Below are 16,939 nucleotides of genomic sequence, written 5' to 3'. Positions count from 1 at the left end.
ATTGGTGATTTTTTGACAGAACTAACCGCGGATATGCATCATATGCTGACTCAGTACGACGAGCTCTTGAACACGGTGAGTGAAGGGCTTGGGTACTTGGAGAAAAATATTACAGAAGAGGCGCCGCCGGAAGCGCAGCGTGTGTTCGAGGACATGTTGCTTGCGCTTGAGCAGATCAGTGTGAGCCATGAACAGATGATGGTCATTTTCGAAGAGGATCCGAAGCTTCGGACGATGGTCGAAGATTTCCACGACGTCGTGAAGCTGTTGCAAGGCTGGTTCTCACTTGGTTCCAATCAGGAGAAACAGCAGCTGATCACAGAGAAAGTGCTTCCTGCCTATGAAGCGTGGAGAACACGCATGCAGGCGTATGTGAAGCCTCATATCGCTCATTAAAAAAGTACCTGAAGGGGTGCTTTTTTTGTGTGAAGATAGCTGGAATAGGGGTATAATAGAAGTAGGGCAGGATATGTTGGTTTTCTACATAGTCCGTGCCCTTCATACGCTCGGGTCCTGCACAAACCACCATATTCCAACAATTACCGACACAAAAATGACAAAATATTTAGAAAGTTTGTGCAGGAATCGCTCGTGGTATGATAGAATATATATCACATAAGGATGAAAGGAGGACACTTCTTATGCTACAGTACACCATTCGCGGTGAGAACTTAGAAGTGACAGATTCTATTAAAGAATACGTGGAGAAAAAGGTAGGTAAACTGGAACGCTACTTTGATACTCCACCTTCTTCTGAGGTACATGTTAACTTAAGTGTCTATAATGATGAGCAGACGATCGAGGTCACCATCCCAATGAAGAACCTGCTTCTTCGTGCGGAGGAACACAACGCCGATCTATACGCTGCCATTGACCTTGTGGTTGATAAATTGGAACGTCAGATTCGTAAGCATAAGACGAAAGTGAATCGCAAGTTCCGTCAAGAAGGTGCTCCAAAGTATGTATTTGCCGAGTTGGAGCGTGAAGCTCAACAGGCGGTTGAAACCGAAGACAGTGATTTCGATGTCGAAATCGTAAAAACGAAACGCTTTGACCTGAAACCGATGGATAGTGAAGAAGCGGCATTGCAGATGGATATGCTAGGCCACAACTTCTTCGTATTCACAAACGCGAATACGGACGAAACGAACATTGTTTACAAACGTCGTGACGGCCGTTATGGTTTAATCGAAACTTGATAGAATAAGGATGCCACCTCTACTTCGGTAGAGGTGGTTTTTTGATGTGAAAAAACGAAATGTAAGTCTACTGCATTCCAAAATTCATTTTTCTCCTAGCGAAGCTTCGATTTCTGATGTTCTCATAGTATGAAAAGCCAAGTTTAGCGTTTTGCCTCTTTTTGACGATTCATGGTACAAAAGAGGAGAAGGAGGCGATTATATGAAAGAAAACTGTCAAGATTGCCAATACGTGTATGAACGGCTGAAACAGCAGGAAGAGACGATTGCACAGCTCGTACAGATCATTGCGACGACCAATCAGAAAGTGATCGATTTACATAAGCGGCAGATGGGTGTCGAACATCAGATTATCCGCGAACAGCCCCAGCTATTTATGACTTCAAGATAACCCCCACATTCCACCAGTTTCAATTGCGAGAGCACTTCTCTTAGTGTTATGATAAGTAATGGATTAACCAGCATTCATCCGTGATTTTGAAATCAACAGAGGAGATGTTTCGATGCTTGGAACGTTAAAGAAAATATTTGGCGACGGTAACTCTCGTCAGCTAAAACGATTGGAAAAAATGGCAGAAGACATCGATGGGCTTGAATCAGAATATGAGAAGCTCTCAGACGATGAACTGCGCAATAAAACGGAAGAATTCAAAGAACGCTATCAAAATGGCGAAGACTTAGATAAAATGCTGCCCGAAGCTTTCGCGGTTGTACGTGAAGGCTCTAAGCGTGTGCTTGGCATGCGCCCGTTCAAAGTGCAGCTACTTGGTGCAATTGCCCTGCATGAGGGTAACATTGCCGAGATGAAAACAGGTGAAGGTAAAACCCTTGCCTCTACTATGCCGGCATACTTGAATGCCATCACAGGAAAAGGTGTCCACATCATCACCGTCAACGACTACTTGGCTAGCCGTGACGCAACAGAGATGGGAGAGCTATACCAATTCCTTGGCCTGACAGTCGGTTTGAACTCCAACGGTATGTCGAAGGATGAGAAGCGTGAAGCGTACAATGCAGATATCACGTACGGTACGAACAACGAATTCGGTTTCGACTACCTGCGTGACAACATGGTGTTATATAAAGAGCAGATGGTACAACGTCCGCTCCACTATGCCATCATTGACGAGGTCGACTCGATCTTGATCGATGAAGCACGTACGCCGCTTATCATTTCCGGTACGGCTTCGAAGTCCGCGGATCTCTATCAATCCGCAAACGCGTTTGTCCGCCTTCTGGAAAATGAAGAGGACTATACGTACGATGAGAAGACGAAGAACGTCCAGCTTACAGAAGAAGGAATCAACAAGGCAGAGCGATTCTTCAAAATCGAGAACTTGTTCGATCTTTCCAACGTATCGCTGATCCACCACATCAACCAGGGCTTGAAGGCTCATACGTCGATGCACCGTGATACGGATTACGTAGTGGAAGATGGAGAAGTAGTCATCGTCGACCAGTTCACAGGTCGTTTGATGAAAGGGCGTCGCTATAGTGATGGACTACACCAGGCTATCGAAGCGAAAGAAGGCTTGGAGATCCAGAACGAAAGCATGACGCTTGCTTCAATCACGTTCCAGAACTTGTTCCGTATGTACGAGAAGCTGTCTGGTATGACAGGTACAGCGAAGACCGAGGAAGAAGAATTCCTCAATATCTATAACATGCGCGTTGTCGTTATTCCGACGAACCGTGACATCGTCCGTGACGACAAGGCTGACCTTGTCTACAAGACGATGGACGGTAAGTTCCGTGCGGTAGTCGAGGACATCAAAGAACGCCACGACAAAGGGCAGCCTGTGCTTGTCGGTACGGTAGCGGTTGAAACGTCTGAAATCATTTCACGCTACTTGAACAAAGCCGGCGTGCCGCATAACGTCTTGAACGCGAAGAACCACTTCCGCGAGGCGGAAATCATCGAGAACGCGGGTCAAAAAGGCTCTGTCACGATTGCGACCAACATGGCCGGTCGTGGTACCGACATCAAACTCGGCGATGGCGTCAAGGAAGTCGGTGGACTTGCGGTCATCGGTACCGAGCGTCACGAATCCCGTCGTATCGATAACCAGCTCCGTGGTCGTTCCGGACGTCAAGGTGACCCTGGTATGTCTCAATTTTATCTGGCGACAGAGGACGAATTGATGCGCCGCTTCGCTTCTGACAACATCCGTAGCATGATGGATCGGCTCGGCATGGATGACTCGCAGCCGATTGAAAGTAAAATGATCTCTCGTGCTGTTGAGTCGGCCCAGAAGCGTGTAGAAGGTAACAACTTCGATGCGCGTAAGACGATTCTTTCCTATGACGATGTACTTCGTCAGCAGCGTGAGGTTATCTACAAGCAGCGTTATGACGTGCTGACGTCTGAGAATCTTCGTGAAATCATTGAACAGATGATCGAGCGTGCCGTTCAGACGACGGTTGAAGCCCACACGGCTGAAGAAGAGGACGAGAACTGGGATCTTAAAGCGATCGTCGACTACGTGCGCGCGAACCTTTTACAAGAAGGAGACGTCACGGAAGCTGACCTGAAGGGTAAAGACCCTGAAGAGATGCAAGAGCTAATCTTGGGTAAAGTTAAGGCGCGTTACGACGAGAAGGAAGAAGAATTGACTCCAGAGCAAATGCGTGAATTCGAGAAAGTCATCCTGCTTCGTACGGTCGACCAGAAGTGGATGGATCACATCGACCAGATGGACCAGCTGCGTCAGGGTATCCACCTGCGTGCTTATGGTCAGAACGATCCGCTTCGTGAGTACAACTTCGAAGGCTTCCGCATGTTCGAGCAGATGATTGCGAACATCGATGAGGAAGTAGCTCGCTACGTCATGAAAGCACAGATCCGCAACAACCTGCAGCGTCAAGAAGTCGCGCAAGGTGCGAAGGCTGTGTCCGGCGGCAGCGAGAGCAAAGAAGAGAAGAAGAAATCCCCTTACGTGAAGAAGGATAACGTCGGTCGTAATGATCCATGTCCTTGCGGAAGCGGGAAGAAATATAAAAACTGTCACGGCAAATAAGGTGTTAAGACACTCTCATCTAGAGAGTGTCTTCCCTTGTGTATAGAACAATAATTAGGAGTGATCGATATGGATATGGCAGAAATTCGCCATGAACTCGACAATACAGCTAATCGTTTAGCGGACTTCAGGGGGTCTCTTTGACGTAGATGTCAAGAAGACTCGTATCGCTGAACTTGAAGAAGAGATGACAATGCCAGGTTTCTGGGATGACCAGCAGACCGCGCAGAAAGTCATCGACGAAGTGAACGCACTGAAAGGGCTTGTGCACACACTTGAAGAGCACGAAGAGACGCACGAGAACTTGGAAGTGTCTTATGAGCTCGTTAAAGAAGAAGACGATGAAGAGCTTCGCGAAGAGCTCGTCGAACAAGTCGGAGAGCTTCGTAAAGCCTTGAACCAATATGAACTCAACATACTGCTAAGCGAACCGTACGACAAGAACAATGCGATTCTTGAACTGCACCCTGGTGCCGGCGGAACGGAATCCCAGGACTGGGCGAGCATGCTGCTACGTATGTACACGCGCTGGGCTGAGGGCAAAGGTTTCAAAGTCGAAACGATGGACTACCTGCCAGGTGATGAAGCCGGCGTGAAGAGCGTGACGCTTTTGATCAAGGGTCACAATGCTTACGGTTACTTAAAAGCGGAAAAAGGCGTACACCGCCTCGTCCGTATCTCGCCGTTCGACTCATCAGGCCGTCGTCACACGTCTTTCGTATCGTGTGAAGTAATGCCGGAATTCAACGACGAAATCGAAATCGATGTTCGTTCTGAAGACTTGAAGATCGACACGTACCGCTCCAGTGGTGCCGGTGGACAACACGTCAACACGACCGACTCCGCTGTACGTATTACGCACGTACCGACGAACACGGTCGTGACGTGTCAGTCTGAGCGTTCTCAGATTAAGAACCGCGAACAAGCGATGAAGATGTTGAAGTCGAAGTTGTATCAGCTCGAGATCGAGCGCCAGCAACAGCAACTTGACGACATCCGTGGCGAACAGAAGGAAATCGGCTGGGGTAGCCAGATCCGCTCCTACGTGTTCCACCCGTACTCCATGGTCAAAGACCACCGTACGAATACGGAAATCGGAAATACGCAAGCCGTCATGGACGGAGAGCTCGATCGATTCATCGATGCGTACCTTCGTTCTCAGATGGATGTTTAATAGGAACCGCCATACAACGCGTATGGCGGTTTTTCTTTTGGTACAACTTTTTATGAAGTTGGTACAATTCGGACCTAACTTGGTACAAACTACGGAAGACTTGGTACAAAAACCGCTCTACTTGGTACATATCAGCGAAAACTTGGTACATTCACGCCAACCTGTCGCTTTTCTCGGATTTTTGCTAATATATAATTAGTTACATAATTTCCAAAAGGCGGTGGATGCGTTGAAGAAAGTGAAAAAGGCGATTATTCCGGCAGCAGGACTTGGAACCCGTTTCCTCCCTGCCACAAAAGCCATGCCGAAAGAAATGCTCCCGATCGTCGATAAGCCGACGATCCAATATATCGTAGAAGAGGCGATTGCGTCCGGGATCGAGGACATCATCATCGTGACAGGTAAAGGAAAGCGTGCAATCGAGGACCACTTCGACCATGCGTTTGAACTAGAGGACAACCTTTATAAGAAAGGGAAATTCGAGCTGCTTGATCAGGTGAAAGAATCCGCGCAGGTCGACATTCACTATATCCGTCAAAAAGAACCACGCGGGCTTGGACATGCCGTCTGGTGCGCTCGTAAGTTCATCGGCAACGAACCGTTTGCTGTTCTGCTCGGCGACGATATCGTTCGTTCCGATGAGCCGTGCTTGAAGCAGCTGATCGATCAGTACGATGAAACGGAGTCTTCTGTCATCGGAGTGAAGCAAGTACCAGAAGAGGAGACGGACCGCTACGGAATCATAGCGCCGAAGAACCAATCGGGACGCCGCTATGAAGTCGAGCAGTTTGTCGAGAAGCCGCCGGTAGAAGAAGCGCCGTCGAACCTTGCGATCATTGGCCGCTACGTTTTCACACCGGAGATCATGGATCTGCTCGGCACGCAGGATATCGGTGCCGGCGGGGAAATCCAACTGACAGATGCGATTGAACGGTTGAACAGAACGCAGCCAGTATTCGGATATGAGTTCGAAGGAGAGCGTTATGACGTCGGCGACCAGCTCGGGTTCATCAAAACGACGATTGCGCTCGCACTGGAGCGTGACTCGATGCGCTCTGAGGTGCTCGGGTTGATGGATGAAATGATACAGGATGCGAAGAAGAAGCAGTGGTAATCTACCACTGCTTTTTTACGTCCTATGAATGCATACGTAACAGTATTTGACACAAGCTATGCTAAAGGGCGTTCTTTAGCTCATTAATGCGTTATTTCACTCTTATTTACACAATCAGCCCCTAGTGTTATACTCCTATCGGTTTACTAACAGTGTAGGGAGAGAGCACCATGATGATGATGGCAAAAAAATATCGGAGAGAACCGATGCCACCGCTGCTCAGACATGCGATCGAGTATGCGCTGGTTATTTTAGGTTCTTTTTTCGTAGCGTTAGCATTTAATGTATTTTTATTACCGAATAACATAGCATCCGGCGGAGTGGCCGGAATCAGTACGATCACAAAAGGGGTGTTCGGATGGGAGCCTGGAATCGTGCAGTGGATCCTCAACATTCCTTTGTTTATCACAGGGGTTGTCATCCTCGGGAAGAACTTCGGCTTCAAGTCGCTCGTCGGTACGTTGGTGCTGCCGCTCTTCGTCTTGCTGACGAGCAACCTCGAACCTGCGACACCGGACCCTCTACTTGGGGCGATCTTCGGTGGTATGGGTGTCGGGCTTGGTCTCGGAATCGTGTTCCGTGGACGAGCTTCCACAGGTGGCATCGACCTTGCAGCACAGGTCGTCCATAAGTTCACGCATTTGCCGCTCGGCATTTGTGTCGCGATGCTCGACGGGATGATCGTGTTGACGTCCGCACTTGTCTTCTCGGTTGAAGAAGGCCTGTATGCGTTGATCGGATTGTTCGCAACGAGCCGGACAATTGATATCGTCCAAGTCGGATTGAACACGTCGAAAAACGTGATGATCGTGACCGATGAGATCGATGAAGTGCGCGAGGCGATTTTCAAAGAAATCGACCGCGGTGTGACGGTGCTGAATGGTTCTGGTGGCTATACCGATCAAGAAAGACGGATCGTAATGTGCGTCGTCCAGCAGAATGAATTCACAAAATTGTCTCAAACAGTGAAAAGAGTTGACCCAGGGGCATTCGTCGTCGCGATGAATGCGACAGAGGTACTTGGCGAGGGTTTTAAGACTAGTTGATTGGGTATAATACCTCTATAATATCCTCTGGGGGGTAGTGAAATGAAGAAATGGTTAACGTCCGTGTTTTTCGTACTTATTCTCGTCTTGGGTGCCTGCGGAGGCGGCGGTAACGAGGAAGAGCCGTCCGATGGTGGAACCACTGATGAGAACACAGAACAAGACTCTGGTGACAGCATGGATGAAGGCACAGATGAAGGAATGGAAGAAGGTTCTGAAGACAGTTCAGGAGAAGAAGGCGGCGACATGGTCGATGCAGAAGCTGCTGAATCTGTATTCCAGAATAACTGTGCAAGCTGTCACGGTGGCGACCTTGGCGGTGGCGTAGGTCCTTCTTTACAAGAAGTAGGATCGAAGTATTCTGCTGATGAAATCGTCGATATCATTAAGAATGGTAAAGGACAGATGCCGAAACAAGGTGCTGTATCTGACGATGACGCTCAACTAGTCGCAAGCTGGTTGGAAACAATGAAATAATCGAAAATGAGGTAGTCCAGCTTACATAAGCTGGACTTTTTTAATGTCGAATTAATCGAACTGTAATATTTTTTGTCTAAAAAAGGCGACTCGTCAATGTTATAATAAAGATGTTTGCATATTAACTATTAAACGATAAGGTGAGATATACATGATTGATATGAAAGGTGTCTACAAGACGTATCCGAATGGCGTCACCGCTTTGAACGGGTTGGATGTTGCGATCAACCAAGGGGAATTCGTTTACATCGTCGGGCCAAGTGGTGCTGGTAAATCGACATTCACGAAGCTGATCTACCGCGAAGAGAAGCCGACGAAAGGAACCGTGAACGTTGTCGATACGGATCTTGCGACGATTAAAGAACGCATGGTGCCGAAGCTTCGCCGCCAGATCGGTGTCGTTTATCAGGATTTCCGTCTACTTCCGACGCTTACGGTTTATGAAAATGTTGCATTCGCTTTGGAAGTGATCGAGGAAGACCCGAAGAATATCCGACGCCGCGTCATGGACGTACTCGACCAGGTCCGTTTGAAAAATAAAGCGCGCTTCTTACCAGATGAGTTATCCGGCGGGGAGCAGCAACGTGTCTCGATTGCGCGTGCGATCGTCAACCATCCGAAAATTCTGATCGCCGATGAGCCGACCGGAAACTTGGACCCGGATACATCATGGGAGATCATGCACATTTTAGAAGAGATCAATGAGCTAGGTACTACGGTATTGATGGCGACACACAGCCAGGAAATCGTCAACACGATCCGTAAGCGAGTGATTGCGATCGAGGATGGCATGGTAGTACGTGATGAATCTCGCGGGGAATATGGATACGAACATTAATAGAGAAGAAGGCTGCCTTATATGATGAGGCAGTCTATTTTTTGTGTGGATGATTCCAAAGTTCTATATCCAATTAGTGGATGAAACAATCCCTCTGTTATACGGTTATACGTGTTAAGATAGGGAGAGAGAAGTTGTATGGTAGAATGTTTGAGAATCTGTTGTCATACATTTACGGTGGAGGCGCTTTTTTGCTAGTATAGAGGCAATGAGGAAATTCAAATTAGAAGGGTGAATGCGATGAATATAAAACCGCGTTATATGGCGTTATTATTGGCGCTTGCGGTCCTATTAGGGGCAGGAGGCTCTTACATAGGCATCGAGTATTTTGCTAATGCGACAGGCAATTCCAATACCGACCAGCTGGCAACAGCCAACCCGGACGGTGAGAACTTCGGCAGCTTGACCGAAGAAGAGCAAAAGCAGTTTATTCAAGACATGACAGGCGACGCCGATTTAAAGAAGGTAGAGCAAGCTTATAGTTTAATCAAAGATAATTACGTTCAAAAAGTAGAGAAGAACCAATTGGTAGAAGGCGCGATCCAGGGGATGCTGGATACGCTCGAAGACCCATACAGTGTTTATATGGACAAGGAAACGATGAAACAATTCAATCAGACCATCGAATCTTCCTTCCAAGGTATCGGAGCGGAAGTGAGCATGGTCAATGATAAAGTGACAATCGTCGCTCCAATCAAAGGTTCGCCTGCGGAAGAAGCTGGTCTGAAACCGAACGATCAGATTTTGAAAGTGGACGGGGATAGCGTAGAAGGTCTCGACCTATATGAAGCGGTCCTTAAGATCCGCGGGGAAAAAGGAACGGAAGTCACCCTTCAAGTGAGCCGTCCTGGCGTAAGTGAACCGCTATCGATTGATATCGTCCGTGATGATATCCCGCTCGAGACGGTCTATACGGATACGAAAGAAGTGAACGGCAAGACAGCTGGCGTCATCGAAATTACATCCTTCTCAGAAAAGACGGCGGATGAATTCAAGGAAGCGTTGTCGAAGCTTGAGAACGACGGCATGGATGGACTGATCATTGACGTACGAGGCAACCCAGGCGGATTGTTCACAGACGTCCAAGAGATCCTGAAAGAGTTCATTCCTGATGACAAGCCGATTGTTCAAGTAGAAGACCGCAACGGAGAGAAATCCCGTTACTTCTCAAGCATCAAGGAGAAGAAGGATTATCCGATTACGGTGTTGATGGACGAAGGAAGTGCCTCCGCTTCTGAAATCCTTGCCGCTACGATGAACGAAGCAGGCGGTTACGACCTAGTAGGGACGAAGAGCTTCGGAAAAGGAACGGTCCAACAGGCGATGCCGATGGGCGATGGCAGTACGATCAAGCTGACGCTCTACAAATGGTTGACCCCGGACGGCAACTGGATTCATGAAAAAGGAATCGAGCCGACGGTGGAAGTAAAGCAGCCGGAGTACTTCTATACGAACCCTGTCGATATTGAAGAATCCCTTCAGTTCAACGATAACGGGGACAAAGTGAAGAACGTACAGAAAATGCTAGACGGCCTTGGATACGATCCTGGCCGTACAGATGGATTCTATAGTGAAGAAACGGTTTCTGCTGTAGAAGCCTTCCAAAAAGAAGCTGGTCTTGATGTGACTGGAGAAGTTGATGAGAAGACTGGTGGGAAGCTTGAGGAGCTGATCATCGAAGAGGTCCGCTCGGAAGAGAATGATAAACAGATGGAGAAAGCTGTAGAGGTTCTCTTTCAATAGGCAGGAATTCGAAAAGGAATGACGAAATAAAATCCGTAGTCGTGGACTGCGGATTTTTTTCTGAGAGGAGTTAACAACGTTGGACGTTTGGATGTTAGAACTGTTGAAAGGAATAGGGCGTGCGTTCATGCAGCCCTATTTATACATAGCGATCATCGTGGGATGGATACTTGCGAACAAACGAATTAAGAAAGAACGCCAAGACTTCGGGACAAGAGTATTTCCGATCTTTTCAGAAATGAAAGGGACGTGGGGGGTGGCACTTGGCGCGGGTCTGGTGATATCGATTATTTTTCTGGCACTAGGATTAGTGGTCCCGTTGCCGTTTCTTTTCTTGGTTAGTGCCGTTTTTCTATTAGTAAGCTTACCGATGAAGTTTACATGGTACTCGGCTGCTTATACGCTTGGTCTCGCATATATCCTTATGCTCGTGCTTCCGTTTGTGCCGGATGCCCCGGATTGGTTAGCGGCACTGGAAGAGACTCCGCTTCTATCAATCACCGCGATACTGGCGGCTCTCTTGTTAGTAGAAGCGATCCTGCTATTGAAAACGACGCCGAAAGAGACGTTCCCTGAGAGGGAAAAAGGTAAGCGCGGCCTTTCGATTGGTCAGCATCGTGCCCGTAAAATAGCAGTCGTGCCTTTTCTTGCGTTATTCCCTGCTGGGGACATCACCTCTTTCGCGGAGTGGTGGCCGCTCCTTTCCATCGGAGGAGAATCATATGGCTTGATATTGATTCCATTCCTGACAGGGTTTGAATGGGTCGCGAGGGGACAGGCACCTGAAATCGCGACTAAGACGGTGGGAAGGCACATTTTCTTGCTGGCTGTGGTAGTGCTTGCTTTGACGATTGGTAGTTACTTTCTTCCTATTCTCTCGTTTGCGGCGATTGCCGTTGGTTTGCTTGGACGAGAGTGGATTACGATCCGTCACCGCATTCGGGAAGATCAGTCTCCATTTTTCTACCCTCATCCGAGAGGCGTACACATTCTCGGAATCATTCCCGGAAGCCCGGCAGATCAAATGGGGCTTGTGCCAGGTGAAGTCATCGAACGCGTGAATCAAGTTCCAGTCCGGACAGAAAGCCAGTTCTACGAAGCGCTTCAGATCAATGGCGCGTTCAACAAGCTGGAAGTCCGGGATCAGTGGGGCGAGAACCGTTACGTGCAGCGGGCGATGTATGAAGGGGAGCACTTTGAACTTGGTGTGCTGTTTGTGGAGCCTCCGACGCACGAGGAGTCGGTCGGATTTTTCTAATTAAGAAGTTTGATAATAATTCAGCTTAAATCCTTTAATGATTTCTAATTGTCTCAGTTCCTTTTGGGCATTAATTTAAAAGACAATAGGTTCTGGAACGAAGAAGATATTTTAGATAGTGAGAGGTTTCCTATGATAAGAGAGTATCAGGAAAATGATGAGAAAAGAATAAATGGACTTTTTGAAGAAGTTTTTGGGAAAGAAAGATCGATTGAGGAATGGAATTGGAAATTTCATCAATACTTGGTTGAAAAACAAAACATTCTACTCTTTGAAGAAGATAATAAAATATTAGGGCATTTAGCTTCTTTACCTTTGATTACAAAATATTTCGAGGAAGAACTTCTAGTTGGAGAACGAGTGGATGCAATGGTTTCTCCCAAAGCCCGTGGGAAGAATATATATAAGAAACTAGTGACTAGTATGGTGGATACTTGTGCAGAGAAGGACATTAAACTTCTATATGGGTATCCGGCACCGAAAGCGAAAGAAATATTCATTCGTTATACCGGTGCTCAAGAAATCGCTAAAGTCCCTGAGTTAGTTTATATTAATAATCTTCCAAGGGTTATGGCTTACTACTTTCCCTCACTTAGCAATCTAGTGAGCAATCTTCCTAGAGAAAAAAAGAGGCACAGGTCTGCATACAAAAACACTGAATATGAAATAGAAGAACAGTTTGAAGCCAGTAAAGAGTTTGATGAATTGTGGAAGGTTGCCAATCCTTCTTATGACATTTTAATGAAGCGTGATGCACAATTTCTCGAATGGCGTTATTTCAAACACCCTACAAAAAAGTATCGTGTGTTTTCCTTGAAAAATACTTCAGGGAAGATGGTAGGTTATGTAGTTATTCACCTTTCTAAAGAAAAGCTAAAGAAGGGTGAATTGACTTTAGGAAGGCTTGTCGATATCTTCGCAGTGGATGATAAGCGTGTGTATGCTCAACTCATACAAATTGCTTTGGATGAATTGGGCACGGCTGACTTAATCACCACTTGGTCTCTAAAACATTTAACTGTCTATGAAGCATTAAAGCAAAAACGTTTTTTCACAATGAAGCGAAGTATGCCGTTAGTAGCAAAAGACTTAACCTCTAAGTTAGATAAGGTGTACGATATACGCCACTGGTACATTACTCCAGGAGATGTGGATTCATTCTAACGATCCTGGTATAGGTTTCCGTTCATTATGACGAAGCATATCTATTAAAGTGCTTTGATTACAAGCCGTATTCGCTTCTGAAAGAAGAGGGTACGGCTTTTTGTTTTCGAAAAATAGAATCCCCACAAGGTATTTTTTCTTATTTTTTCACAAAGCGATTCGTTTCTTTTTTCAAAGGGTAGGATTAAGGAAAGATAATGAATAGATTGGTGATCATATGGGATTCTTTCAGATAATAAAGAGATATTTCAAGATGTCTAGAAGAAGGCGGAAAAGTGAGCTGAAATCAACGCTCTGGTTCATGCCTTTCTGGTACATCGTCGGGGCTGTTGCCTTATCAATTTTCACCTTTTACTTGGATTATGGGGTGAATGTCAGCTTATACTTGCCTGCAGCGATCGGGTTCAGTGGCCAAACCTTGCAGGTGCTGTTAAGTGCGCTCGTCGGCGGGGTGCTGACGCTGAGCGCATTTACGATCAACTCCCTTCTCGTTGCGTTGACGACGTTCAGCGGACAGTTTTCTTCCAAGATGCTCGTCAACTTTGTTAGTGACCGGGCGACTCAGCATGTACTCGGGATCTTCAACGGTAGTTTCATCTATGTGCTGTTGAACTTCTTCTATGTCACACATGAGGAAGAGGAATATGTAGTTGCGACCCCTGTCTTGTCGATCTTGACGGCTGTGGTTGCGGCGATTACGTTCATTTATTTTATCAACCATACGGCTACTTGGATGCAGGTCCATAACATCAGCTTCAATATGAATACCAAATCGAAGTCGGTTCAGGCTGCTTTGGAAAAGGAGTTAAGGCCGTACCATTTGGAAAAGGAAGTCGATACAGATTCGCTGCCTCCTGAAGAGGATGGCAAGGTGATTAAAAGTTTAGAATCCGGTTACCTCCAAGTAGCTGATTTCTCAAGGTTGGTCAAGCAAGCGAGGAAAGATGATGCACTTCTCCGGTTCTATGTCCGGATCGGCGAATTCGTCGTCGAAGGCACACCGCTTTTGACATATTGGGAGTCAGGCGAGCCTCTTCCTATCGATCGTTACTTCAAGTCGATCGAGGTCGGGGTGAAGCAAACAGAAATTCAGGACTTGGAATACGGTTTGATCAAGCTTGCCGAAGTAGCCATTAAGGCGCTAGGTCACAACGATCCTCTGACGGTCACAAACACGATCCACCAAATTACGGATCTGTTGAAAAGTATCGGCCAATCCACGAACTTCTCTCCTTACCTCTTCGATGAGGAACAAGAGCTGCGGATCATTTTGAATCAAAAAGACTTCCGCTATTATCTTCATAAAGGTTTCGCTTCGATCCGAGAATACTCGGGTCAGAACTCGACGGTTATGACGGAACTGATTACGATGGTTTCCTTGTTGAGTAAAACGATGGACGAAGAGGTACACAAAGACTTGTGGGAGTTTGCCCGTCAGACGATACTAGGATTCGATAAAAATAGTCTCTATGAAAATGACTGCTTGTACATTTTAGAGCAATTATCCGAGCTTGCTAATAATACAGGATACCAGAAAGATTACCTGTTCCTGCTTGAGTATATGTTGGAGCGAGTCAGTTCGAAAGGCGCCTTTGAGAGGCGTTCATGATTGCTAGAGGGAAAAGTCAGCATACGATGTTGGCTTTTCTTTTATAGGGAAGATGGAACGTATTGGGGTAGTGATTCGTATAGAAAGGAACAACACACTGAGGAGGCGAAGCTATGGGGTTCTGGGTTTCCTTATTGGTAGGATTCCTAACGATTGTTGGATGGTTGAGCATTTCCTACTTTCAGTCGAAGGGCGAAGAATATGAAGATAAGTTCGGTGGGAAGGGACGTTAACCTTCCAGGTAAAAAGGGAGTGGTGATAGGATGCTGAACGTTCAACCGAATCTAGAGGTGAAGTTGGACACGATTTTGAAGAGCCAAAGCCCCCGGTACTCTGTCCGGGCTGAGGGGAAATTAGTAGCGATGGTGGAAGAGGTAGCGGATACAGCGACTAATGATTGGAAGAACCAGCTGCTAAACACCGTACGGTTACATACAGTCAGTAGTAAGAAATTCCAAGTGACGACGCCGAAATCGAAAGTGATTGCGACAATTGAAAAGGCCAGGGGATTCAGCGAGAATTTCGACGTGTTCATTGCTGGAAATCAGGTAGCGACACTGGAGCAAGTCTTTCACGTAAGATCGCAGACAGTCACCGCCTTGTCTCCGGAAGGGGAGATTCTACTTACCGCAGAAGGAAGAAACGGTGCTTCTGATTTTAAGATTCAGCAAGAAGATGATCGAACGATATCCAGCATCAGCAAGCGGTCGATTCCGAATCCTTCCGTGAAAGAGGCGCTTGTTGCAGGGGAAATCTACCACGTACGTCACCATGAAGAGGTGACGGAGCTTGAGCAATTGATCATTCTGGCGATGACAGTGATGACAGTTGAACAATTACATAATGCGTAACCATTGCCATGAGGGGGAGACAGATGAAGAACATTGTCGTCCTGATTGTTATGTTGGTTTCGGTTGCAGGGTGCAATCAGAGTCCTTCTGAATTTGAGGATGAAGAGCCTATCAAGAATTCTGAGGAGCCAGACTATACTGGTGTTTATGTTGAAGATATCCAAGAAGATAGGCTGATCGTCCAGCCTCTTGCTACAGATCCGGAAGCATCTTATCCTGTCTATGAAATCTATGTGGATGAACATACGGAATTAGTAGGAGAGGCAGCTCGTTTAGACGAAATAGAAGTAGAGGACGAAGTTGAAATTTGGGTGCATGATAAGGGCGCCGAAAAGGAAATAGCCGAGAAAATTTTCGTCCAGTAAGGGGTGTAGTCAAATGATTAACATCAGAGTAGCAGAGGATAGAGACGAGTCTTTCCTTCGACAGATGTTGTATGAAGCAATCCATATCCCGGAAGATAAACCGCCGCAAGAGGAGTTGTTGAATGCGCCTCATCTAAGAAGGTATAACAAGGACTGGGGAAGAAGTGGGGACTTTGCTTTGGTTGCTTATACAGACGAGAAGCCGGCTGGAGCTGCGTGGTACCGTCTTTTTCCTGAAGACGAGAAAGGGTATGGATTTGTCGATGAACGGACGCCAGAGATTGGAATCGCGTTAACTTCTGAGGTCCGAGGGAAAGGGATTGGGAAACGATTGTTAAGTGAATTGATCCGATCGGCTTCGGATTTCGGCTATCCCGCATTATCCTTGAGCGTCGATCCGAAGAATGAACGAGCGGTCCAACTGTATCAGAGGATAGGTTTTAAGAGGATAGATAATGTTTCCGGTTCTTATACCATGGTGTATAGAATCGATAATGGCGACTCAGTAGAATACTGAGTCGTCTTTTTTTGTGAAATAAAAGGGGGACAAGGTCCCTGTCCCCGTTTACCCAGGCTATCTTTCGGTTAAATATAGAAAATGGTACTTTTGACATGGTGATTGGAGAGGGAGAATTATGGTTACAGTGTTGATTATGATTACGGTTTTGTTAATTGCGTCGAGTCTTTATTATTTCTTTCAAAATAAAACGTTTCAGCAGTCGTATTTCAATGTAGGACTATTTGTGAAGTTGTTTATGGTGATGACGGTGGTGTTGCTCGGTTTCTCGTTGGTCTATTATCTACTTTCGCTGCGTGGAGTGGTACTTGTTCAGTCGCTGTCTTCCATGAAGGCGATCGAGCCTACTGCTTTAAACCTGCTGTACTTCAGCAGTGAAACGATTCTGTCGGTCGGTTACGGGGACATGCTACCGGTAGGTCCCGCGCGGTTCTTTGCGATGATCGAATCGATGGTGGGGATTCTGTTGCCGACAGCATATTTCGCCCGCACGTTCAGTGAAGCGCGGAAAAGAGAGTGAGCGAATGTTACTAATTCTGGAAAAGTCTCAAATCTTATCTATAGAAA

General features: G+C 46.6%; 17 protein-coding genes. All 17 read left to right on the top strand.

The features are described from left to right. Positions 1–12 precede the first annotated feature (12 nt). Positions 13–396 (top strand): DUF8042 domain-containing protein, encoded by a 384-nt coding sequence (locus E4663_RS13520; protein WP_135328002.1) that lies wholly within the window; start codon positions 13–15, stop codon positions 394–396. 245 nt (positions 397–641) lie between these two features. Next, positions 642–1,199 (top strand): ribosome hibernation-promoting factor, HPF/YfiA family, encoded by a 558-nt coding sequence (gene hpf / locus E4663_RS13515; RefSeq protein WP_079478182.1) that lies wholly within the window; start codon positions 642–644, stop codon positions 1,197–1,199. 202 nt (positions 1,200–1,401) lie between these two features. Continuing rightward, the gene (locus E4663_RS13510; protein ID WP_135328001.1) at positions 1,402–1,590 is read left to right on the top strand and encodes a hypothetical protein; all 189 of its coding nucleotides are present in this window, start codon (positions 1,402–1,404) and stop codon (positions 1,588–1,590) included. Between the two features lie 112 nt (positions 1,591–1,702). After that, positions 1,703–4,216 (top strand): preprotein translocase subunit SecA, encoded by a 2,514-nt coding sequence (gene secA, locus E4663_RS13505; protein ID WP_135328000.1) that lies wholly within the window; start codon positions 1,703–1,705, stop codon positions 4,214–4,216. A 69-nt stretch (positions 4,217–4,285) separates the two neighbouring features. After that, a protein-coding gene (gene prfB, locus E4663_RS13500) for a peptide chain release factor 2 (protein WP_135327999.1) occupies positions 4,286–5,390 on the top strand; the annotation gives its coding sequence in 2 pieces (ribosomal slippage) (positions 4,286–4,357 and positions 4,359–5,390; 1,104 coding nt in all). A 229-nt stretch (positions 5,391–5,619) separates the two neighbouring features. Beyond that, complete coding sequence (galU, locus tag E4663_RS13495; protein ID WP_135327998.1) at positions 5,620–6,504, top strand: UTP--glucose-1-phosphate uridylyltransferase GalU; 885 nt, start codon at positions 5,620–5,622, stop codon at positions 6,502–6,504. A 206-nt stretch (positions 6,505–6,710) separates the two neighbouring features. Beyond that, a complete protein-coding gene (locus E4663_RS13490; protein WP_421803826.1) occupies positions 6,711–7,550 on the top strand; it encodes a YitT family protein in 840 nt (279 codons plus the stop codon). 42 nt (positions 7,551–7,592) lie between these two features. Further along, entirely contained in the window at positions 7,593–8,027 is a 435-nt protein-coding gene (locus E4663_RS13485) for a c-type cytochrome (RefSeq protein WP_135327996.1), read from the top strand. 151 nt (positions 8,028–8,178) lie between these two features. Next, positions 8,179–8,865 carry a cell division ATP-binding protein FtsE gene (ftsE, locus tag E4663_RS13480; protein ID WP_135327995.1) on the top strand — a complete coding sequence of 229 codons (687 nt, stop codon included), beginning with the start codon at positions 8,179–8,181 and terminating at the stop codon, positions 8,863–8,865. Positions 8,866–9,105: 240 nt separating this feature from the next. Further along, the gene (locus E4663_RS13475; protein ID WP_135327994.1) at positions 9,106–10,608 is read left to right on the top strand and encodes a S41 family peptidase; all 1,503 of its coding nucleotides are present in this window, start codon (positions 9,106–9,108) and stop codon (positions 10,606–10,608) included. 79 nt (positions 10,609–10,687) lie between these two features. Next, entirely contained in the window at positions 10,688–11,866 is a 1,179-nt protein-coding gene (locus E4663_RS13470; RefSeq protein ID WP_135327993.1) for a PDZ domain-containing protein, read from the top strand. Positions 11,867–11,998: 132 nt separating this feature from the next. After that, positions 11,999–13,030: a GNAT family N-acetyltransferase gene (locus E4663_RS13465; RefSeq protein ID WP_135327992.1), complete on the top strand. Its 1,032-nt coding sequence runs from the start codon at positions 11,999–12,001 to the stop codon at positions 13,028–13,030. A gap of 217 nt (positions 13,031–13,247) precedes the next feature. Further along, positions 13,248–14,639 (top strand): DUF2254 domain-containing protein, encoded by a 1,392-nt coding sequence (locus E4663_RS13460; RefSeq protein WP_135327991.1) that lies wholly within the window; start codon positions 13,248–13,250, stop codon positions 14,637–14,639. A 263-nt stretch (positions 14,640–14,902) separates the two neighbouring features. Next, positions 14,903–15,490, top strand: coding sequence for a hypothetical protein (locus E4663_RS13455; RefSeq protein ID WP_135327990.1), 588 nt, complete (start codon positions 14,903–14,905; stop codon positions 15,488–15,490). A gap of 23 nt (positions 15,491–15,513) precedes the next feature. Beyond that, positions 15,514–15,855, top strand: a complete 342-nt coding sequence (locus E4663_RS13450) for a hypothetical protein (RefSeq protein WP_135327989.1) — start codon at positions 15,514–15,516, stop codon at positions 15,853–15,855. A gap of 13 nt (positions 15,856–15,868) precedes the next feature. Then, positions 15,869–16,372: a GNAT family N-acetyltransferase gene (locus E4663_RS13445; RefSeq protein ID WP_135327988.1), complete on the top strand. Its 504-nt coding sequence runs from the start codon at positions 15,869–15,871 to the stop codon at positions 16,370–16,372. Positions 16,373–16,490: 118 nt separating this feature from the next. After that, positions 16,491–16,892, top strand: coding sequence for an ion channel (locus E4663_RS13440; RefSeq protein WP_135327987.1), 402 nt, complete (start codon positions 16,491–16,493; stop codon positions 16,890–16,892). Positions 16,893–16,939: the final 47 nt, after the last annotated feature.

This window comes from Halobacillus salinus (genome assembly GCF_004684905.1).
In the GTDB taxonomy this organism is placed as follows: domain Bacteria; phylum Bacillota; class Bacilli; order Bacillales; family Halobacillaceae; genus Halobacillus; species Halobacillus salinus.
This window is presented reverse-complemented; position numbering and strand designations above follow the sequence as displayed.